Annotated in this window: 1 protein-coding gene and 1 pseudogene; both read right to left on the bottom strand. The window is 49.4% G+C overall.

Annotated elements, in window-relative coordinates; genetic code table 11:
* Positions 1–413, bottom strand: a pseudogene (locus tag C1714_RS13760) (ISL3 family transposase); the annotation flags it as partial.
* Positions 414–447: 34 nt separating this feature from the next.
* Positions 448–921: a DUF6431 domain-containing protein gene (locus tag C1714_RS13755; protein WP_135567852.1), complete on the bottom strand. Its 474-nt coding sequence runs from the start codon at positions 919–921 to the stop codon at positions 448–450.
* Positions 922–933: the final 12 nt, after the last annotated feature.

The following is a 933-nucleotide window of genomic DNA, read 5'->3' as shown; positions in this document are numbered from 1 at the left end:
GCGGTTGTGGGAGAGATGTGATACCGCTTAGCGACGGAAGCGAAGGTCTCGGTCTGAATCTTCAAATCGTTCAGAATGTTTTCAACCGTGAGGGCGGAGATGTGCTGCTTCCTGAAACAGAATGGATTGTTCTCATAGTACGTTCGATGACAGACAGGACAGATGTACCTGCGGGCATGATAGAAGATGGTGCACTCACGATCAGTAAAGACGCCGTGGCTTATCTTCTTGTCAATGTAGTCCTTAACCCTTGGCAGGGTACAGCCGCAATCGGGACAAGGCGGATGATCCGGCCGCAGTAAAACATGGACAGACGCACTGCCATTGTCATTATGGAAGATGACATTCTCCACACTGCCTGTATCGAGGTTAAAGAATTCAAGAATGGCCTGTTTATCAGATTGTTCGGACATAGATCTTCTCCTTTGAGCCCAGCATAGGGGAAGATCAGGAAAGGCCCAAGTCAAAGTCATTTGGCCCATTCAGGCAGAGATTGATTCCGGCCACCCAGCCACTGGAAGAATCATATTCCGGAGCCCGGCGGACATCACGCCGGAATAGAACACGAAGCTGTTGAAGCAGCGAATCAGGCGGATCAACCAGCTTCAGGAAAATCCGGAGCTGCACAATGAGCTTATCGAGCCATTTGTTCCAACGGTAAACGGAAGAATCGGAAGGAAGCGAATAACGATCAAGATCCAGATCATTGTCCAGAGCCGATTCGATGGTCTGCACCGAGTAGTGCTTGTAAGGGACAAGGAAATCAGGGAGAACACGGTGATGTCTTCCGTTGGAAGAGACGGCGACAGGAATCCAGATCCAGTAAGAACCTTTTGGCGTTTTAACGCACCTTCTGGCAGTTCCGCAGAATCTCATTGGCAGGCCTGTTTCAGGATCCAAAACAGGTTCGCTGCATTTCATCAAAAATCATTC

Origin of the sequence: Galactobacillus timonensis (assembly GCF_900240265.1) — a bacterium.
GTDB lineage: Bacteria > Bacillota_I > Bacilli_A > Erysipelotrichales > Erysipelotrichaceae > Bulleidia > Bulleidia timonensis.
Note: the sequence above shows the minus strand (reverse complement) of the source record. Positions and strands in the feature narration are given on the sequence as shown.

Coding starts and splice junctions, on each gene's coding strand:
- C1714_RS13755 (WP_135567852.1), bottom strand. CDS start 921: ATGAAATGCAGCGAACCTGTTTTGGATCCTGAAACAGGCCTGCCAATG.